The organism is Bdellovibrionota bacterium, from assembly GCA_040386775.1.
In the GTDB taxonomy this organism is placed as follows: domain Bacteria; phylum Bdellovibrionota; class Bdellovibrionia; order Bdellovibrionales; family JAEYZS01; genus JAEYZS01.
The window spans coordinates 143,829-149,828 of the sequence record JAZKEU010000013.1 but is presented as its reverse complement, the minus strand read 5'-3'; the positions used below and the strand labels follow the sequence as shown (position 1 = coordinate 149,828).

The window sequence follows — 6,000 nt, the reverse complement described above, 5'->3', positions numbered from 1 at the left end:
TGACGCAAATCTTTGGAAAAGGTGCGGCTCACCATTATTTTTAGCTCACCATTATTTTTTTACTACTTTTTCTTCTTTGAATAAGTACTTTGCGATCAAGAAAACCACCAGGGCAACGATGCCGAAATCGAGCAAGGCTCCTAGGAATTTTCCGTATAAAATGCCGTTGTAGTTGAGGAGTCTGATGTTATCTACGTTTGCGGCTCTTAGTGCAGGAGCAAAAATTAATGGCATTAAAAGATCATTCACAAATGATCCTACTAATTCATTTAATTTTCCGCCAATAATCACAGCGATTGCAAGTCCGATAATTCCGTAGGTTTTTAGAAATTCAATAAATTCTTTAGCCATTTTTTACTCCTATTTTCTTATTTAATTTTTATGACCATCCATAAAATTATGGATCACATCGTGCGCTTCTTTTTGAAGTACTTTTGAGTCATATTCTGTTTTTTTAGCATATGCATCTGCCAATTCAAAGAGGTGCATCCAAAGAACTTTGCCATCAATTTGTGATTTGAGTTTTAAATCTGGATGATGAGTGTATATATCTTTCCAAGTAGCTTGGATATCATGCCAAATTTGCTTGTTCTCTTTCCAGTATGTCTTTGCAGCGGCACATTCACTGTCGTCGATTTTTTCGTACTTATTTGCGCCTTTTTCTTTTGCAATAATTTCTGTTTTCTCTGGAGTCGTTAAAACTTTGTCGTTCTTTTGGTGGTGCACCCAACCTTTTGTATTAAGAACTACAAGATTTCCTCGGTCCAAAATATTATAATCATTTCTTTGTGAAAACTCTCTACGTGGAAGCGGGCTCCACGCCTTGCAATACCATGAAGAATTCTCTGCAGAGATATTCCAAGGAGCAGCGCACTCGTATCTTGGAGAATCATCCACTTGATAAACTTTTTGAAGCCACAGATTTTCAATCGGCTTTGAGATTGGACCCGTCGTCCAAGTGTTGTTCCCAGCAAATGACATCATTTGCGTTGGATTTCGCTGCCACTCTTGTCTCCAATGCTTCAATGGTCCTTGCGGCGTTACGAGGATGTGCTGAAGATGAACTTCGTTTTCAGAAAAATAATCTAATTCTACCCACTCAATTCCCCACTCATGATAGGGCTTTGATGAAATCGGATAATTTGGATCGGTTTTTTCAGTTTCTTCAAAATTGAAATCTACTTTGTAGCAACCGGATTGTGCTTTGATGGCATCGGTCTCTGGACTTGCGTGAACATTTAGAACCAGCAACAACGCTGTAATGAATGAAATCATATTTTTCTCCCGGAAATGCACTGCTTTTGCAATGTGATTATTTGGTGTTGTATTGGTTATGTTTCTATCAATTAAGAGGGAAATCAATACATAAAAAGACCTTCTAATAAACGCGGCTCAGCGTTAATTTTTTCTAGGTAAAATTGACTTTATTCTGGCTTTTAAGCTTAATACTTTCCATTCACACATATAGGAGCATTACTATGAAAAACATTATTCTCATCGCGCTTTCACTTTTCATTTTTTCGGTTGGAGCTTACGCGCAAGACGCAGCAGCACCCGTGGACGAAAAACCTTGGAAGGCTGAAGCTGAAGCCGGTATCGTTTCATCCAACGGCAACACAAGATCGTCCTCTTACCTAATTAAAAATATCACTTCATACAAATTCGATGCTTACTTAGCAAAATTAAATGGTTCGTATCTCAGTAACGAATCTAGAGACAATGCTACCAACACTACAACTTCCTATGAAAAATGGGATGTAGGCTTAAGAATTGAAAGAGACCTCTCCGAAAAACTTGGAATCTTCCTTGGTCAAAATATTGAAAGTGACAAGAAAGCCGGAATCGATAGAAGATTCAATTCCGATCTAGGTGCGAAATATTATGTTGCGAAAAAAGAAGACTATTACACATTCACGGAACTCGGCTATAGATATACTACAGAAGAATATATCACTGGAGTTGATAAAAATTTTGATTTTATCAGAGCGTATATCGAATCCGAGAAAAAATGGACTCCCACATTTAGCTCTAAACTCTGGGTAGAGTATCTTCCCAACTTGGATGAAACAGATGACTACAATGTGAACGGTGAAGCTTCCATCAACGCCTCTCTAGATAGTACTTTTTCAATTAAGACAGCTTATCTTGTGAAGTACGACAATATGCCTGCGGCGGCACACAAGACAGATTCGTTATTCTCAACGGCGTTGATAGCAAAATTTTAATCTTCTAATTTTAAAGCGAAATCCTAGTGAGGTAACTTAGGATCTCAATATGTGGAGTTTGTGGAAATTGGTCGAGAGGCTGGATTTCTACAAGCTCAAACATCTGCCCTCTTAATTTCTTCACATCATTTGCATAAGTACTTAGATCACAAGACACATAAATAATATGCTCGATGGATTTGAATTCTTTTAAGAAAGAATGAATCTCTGAAAATCCTTCTCTTGGCGGATCTAAGAATAGAATTTTGGGCTCTGGCATCATTTTCTTAAGTCTCTTCCATGACTGGGGCTTGTAGAGATCTTCTTTGATTGCTTCGACGTTTGCTAAATTTTTAGATTTTAATTCTTGGATAGAATCTTCGCTCATTTCCGTGGCCAAGATTTTTTTAAATCCGCTTTGCGATAATGCTTCGGTGAAATTTCCAGAACCACAAAAGAGTTCCAATACGTTTTGGCTTTTATCCAAATTTTTTAAAATATTTCTGAACCAAATCTTCATATTTTCATTTTGTTCATCGTTGGCTTGCTTGAAAGGTTTTCTTTTGTTTAAAATAGCTTCTTCGGAAGACTCATTCACATCTATGAAATTCCAATTCCATTTTTTGTCTGGAATCCATTCTTTATTGGGAAGTTTTGCGCGAATGTTTTTCAATGAAGCTCGGTTCTTATCAGATAAGACTAAACAATCTTCGATGGGAGCAAGTTCGCTTGTTTGTGATGATACATATCCGACAACATTTCCATCTGTTTTAAACTGCGCACGATTTCGATATGAAAATTCTTTTGGTGAACCTATAATTGGTTTTATTTTTGTTTTGTCTGTAAGAACCGAAGCTCTTTCCAGGAGATATTCTACCAAATGATCTTTTTCTTTGAGCTGCGCTGGATACGTGGCAATCATCCAAGGACATCCTCCGCACTTGCCCGCTTCGAAACCCAGATGTGGACACGGTACTTCTCTTCTGTGTTCTGATTTCTTAGTGAGCTCTACGATCTTTGCATATCCGTAGGTTTTTTCCAGAGACTCGACTTCAAATAATCCTTCATCGCCTGGCCAAGCACCGCGCACAAAGAACACTTGTCCATTAGGGTGGGAAACAACTCCTAAACCCTTGAATGTCAGTCCTTTCACGAAGGATTCAAATCTCTCAGCCATATTTTTTTGTTTTAACATAAATAGAAAATGTTAGAATGATTTTATGAAGAACATTGTAGTCCTTACAGGCGCGGGGATATCAGCAGAGAGCGGGATCAAAACCTTTAGAGATAGTAATGGCTTATGGGAAAACCATCGGATTGAAGACGTGGCCTCCTCAGAGGGCTTTTATCGAAACCCAAAGCTTGTTTACGAATTTTATAATTTGAGACGCCGGCAACTTAAAGAGCCTCAACTCAAACCCAATAGCGCCCATGAAGCTTTAAAAAAATTAGAAGATCACTTTGGTGCAAATTTTCTATTGGTTACTCAGAACGTTGATAATCTTCACGACCGCATAGGACATAAAAATCTTATTCATATGCATGGAGAACTTCAGAAAGTCAGTTGTCAGAAAGATCAAAGCGTTTACGAATGGCCGGAGGATCTTGATAGCGAATCTCTATGTCCCGACTGTAAAGAGCCCAACCTCTTGCGACCTCACATCGTTTGGTTTGGTGAGATGCCGCTTTACATGGAGCAGATCTACGAAGCCTTATCTTTGTGTGATATCTTTATATCCATAGGAACTTCGGGTCACGTTTACCCAGCAGCGGGCTTTGTTGCACAGACACCATCAAACTGTCTAAGAATTGAAATCAATAATCAAGGAACAAATATTTCACAGGAATTTGATAAACACTTTATTGGGCCCGCAAGTACCGAGGTCCCAAAGGTTGTGGATTTGATTTTGAGTGGGGAGCTTTAGAAAGATTATTTTTTGGGTACATCTTTTTGGTAAGTTGCGGAGCATTTTAAAACTTCTGGTTCTGTATCATTTAAAATACTGCTTACTGTATAAGAAATTTTATCTTTCTCCAAAACAAGCGTAGTTGTAACTACTGTTTTTTCTTTCGCACAAACTTCTTCACTGACTTCCTCGATAATATTTCCCGTGTATTTACTTCTAAACGTTCTTTTACAATCCGAGTATTTTTCTTCGACTTTATCTTTTCCAATTCCGACAATAATTGAGCTGCCCGCGTAGAACAAATCCAAATCATCTCCGTAATCAATTATTTTAAGATTGCCCGAATCGCATTCATCTGAATTCGCATCAGCAGTGTATTCTCCTGTTACGATTCCAGTGGCTTCGACAAATTGTTTTTGCAACTTCGAAGGTTTTAATACTTCTTTGCGTACAGTATCCACTTGTCTAGTTTCATTATTAGATACAGGCATCGCTACCTTGGCTTTAACTGCCGGCTTAGCCATAGGTTTTTTCTTAGTTTCCTGAGCGTGAACCGATAAACTCAACATCAATGTAAACAAAATAAATACGTTTTTCATAGTTACTCCTAACGACACCCTGGAAATTGACTTATATATTTTGAAATTCTTCCACCTTCTCCGCCAAGGCCTCTTAACTTTTGCCAATATTGGTTGGCACTGCCCCAAAGCGGTCGGCCTTCATCATATCTCGTATCCTGAATTATAGAGGCTGCACACCTAAATTGGAAGCGTGGAGTATAAAGTGATTCCTTTGCTTTCGGCTGGCACTCATGCCCACGACCCCTTCTTCTTCTACTTGATTCTTCTAATTGAAGTATTCCTACTGCGTATTCTTGATGGCCTCTCACTTTCGTACCCTTGACTCGAACTTGCACTCTGCAGGTCGATTCTGGATAAGCCATTGATGCCAATGTCCAAGCCCAAAAGTATTCTTTTTGTGTTTGAGAGAAATTTTTGAACTTTGGGCAAATATCTTTAACATCGATACTCTTCTCACCAAAGAAACACTCATTGCATACTTTTTTAAATTCTTCAACGCCCGCTTTTCCCCACGCGCCAAGATTGCCCTCTTTATTAATAAATCCTTCGCAAACTTTTCCATAAGGTTGTCTATTAAATGCCTGTCCAATTTTCTCGCGATCAAATGAATAGTCTATGACTTCTGGCTCAGGAGTCGCTTCAGGCGTTGGTACATTTTTAAATCCATCTGTCATACAGATTAAATTATCCAGCTCACTCATGCCTTCACATTTATTTGTCTCTGTCGGACAATCTACGCCGGGTGCGCACACTCCAGCGTTCATGCCCTGAGGATCTTGTGCCGTTCCGGGTGTTGGTTGTGCCGCTGGTTCAAAAGTTTTTTGTTTCCATCTTCCCCACGAACGCTTAACCAATAAAACTTCTTTATCTGGCAGCGTTCCGCTGAATCCACCGTTAGCATCAATTATCCCGGTAACCATCATAAAATTCTTTTTAGAAACATCTTCAATAGTACCATCTGCTTTTTTAATATTTTTAAGATTACAGATCTGAACTTGAGTCCCTAGAATCCCACCACTTTGATAACTGTAAGAACAGCCCACTTCCGAGCCTGTCGGTAAACACATTGTTCCCGAACATGTTTGCTTGGTATTGTAACCGTAAGATTTTCTATAGTAATCTTTTGGAGCTTGAAGAGTAATAGTTGCTGGCTCTGGATAAGAAGGGGTTGCCTTGGGCGGTGCCGCAACTTCTACACTCGGACTACCTTCAACAGAAGCCTCTTGAGCCATAACATTTGACGAAACTACTAGACCTAAAATGATGATGTACAACTGTTTGAATTTCACGATAAATTTATCGGTTTAT

7 protein-coding genes are annotated in these 6,000 nt (G+C 38.9%); 2 read left to right on the top strand and 5 right to left on the bottom strand.

The window, feature by feature from the left end; all coding sequences use genetic code 11:
• Positions 1 to 51: 51 nt before the first annotated feature.
• Together V4596_08735 and V4596_08730 are read right to left on the bottom strand one after the other, a co-directional pair.
• Positions 52 to 351, bottom strand: a complete 300-nt coding sequence (locus tag V4596_08735; protein ID MES2769218.1) for an MscL family protein — start codon at positions 349 to 351, stop codon at positions 52 to 54.
• A 21-nt stretch (positions 352 to 372) separates the two neighbouring features.
• The gene (locus V4596_08730; GenBank protein ID MES2769217.1) at positions 373 to 1,275 is read right to left on the bottom strand and encodes a DUF6607 family protein; all 903 of its coding nucleotides are present in this window, start codon (positions 1,273 to 1,275) and stop codon (positions 373 to 375) included.
• 203 nt (positions 1,276 to 1,478) lie between these two features.
• Here V4596_08730 and V4596_08725 point away from each other — a divergent pair, with 203 nt between their 5' ends.
• Positions 1,479 to 2,225 carry a DUF481 domain-containing protein gene (locus V4596_08725; GenBank protein MES2769216.1) on the top strand — a complete coding sequence of 249 codons (747 nt, stop codon included), beginning with the start codon at positions 1,479 to 1,481 and terminating at the stop codon, positions 2,223 to 2,225.
• A gap of 10 nt (positions 2,226 to 2,235) precedes the next feature.
• Here V4596_08725 and V4596_08720 read toward each other — a convergent pair whose 3' ends face one another.
• The gene (locus V4596_08720) at positions 2,236 to 3,399 is read right to left on the bottom strand and encodes an RsmD family RNA methyltransferase (protein MES2769215.1); all 1,164 of its coding nucleotides are present in this window, start codon (positions 3,397 to 3,399) and stop codon (positions 2,236 to 2,238) included.
• Between the two features lie 25 nt (positions 3,400 to 3,424).
• Here V4596_08720 and cobB point away from each other — a divergent pair, with 25 nt between their 5' ends.
• Positions 3,425 to 4,129 (top strand): Sir2 family NAD+-dependent deacetylase, encoded by a 705-nt coding sequence (gene cobB, locus V4596_08715; GenBank protein ID MES2769214.1) that lies wholly within the window; start codon positions 3,425 to 3,427, stop codon positions 4,127 to 4,129.
• A gap of 5 nt (positions 4,130 to 4,134) precedes the next feature.
• Here the strand turns inward: cobB and V4596_08710 are convergent, their stop codons facing one another.
• Complete coding sequence (locus V4596_08710; protein MES2769213.1) at positions 4,135 to 4,710, bottom strand: hypothetical protein; 576 nt, start codon at positions 4,708 to 4,710, stop codon at positions 4,135 to 4,137.
• Positions 4,711 to 4,718: 8 nt separating this feature from the next.
• A complete protein-coding gene (locus V4596_08705; GenBank protein MES2769212.1) occupies positions 4,719 to 5,981 on the bottom strand; it encodes a hypothetical protein in 1,263 nt (420 codons plus the stop codon).
• Positions 5,982 to 6,000: the final 19 nt, after the last annotated feature.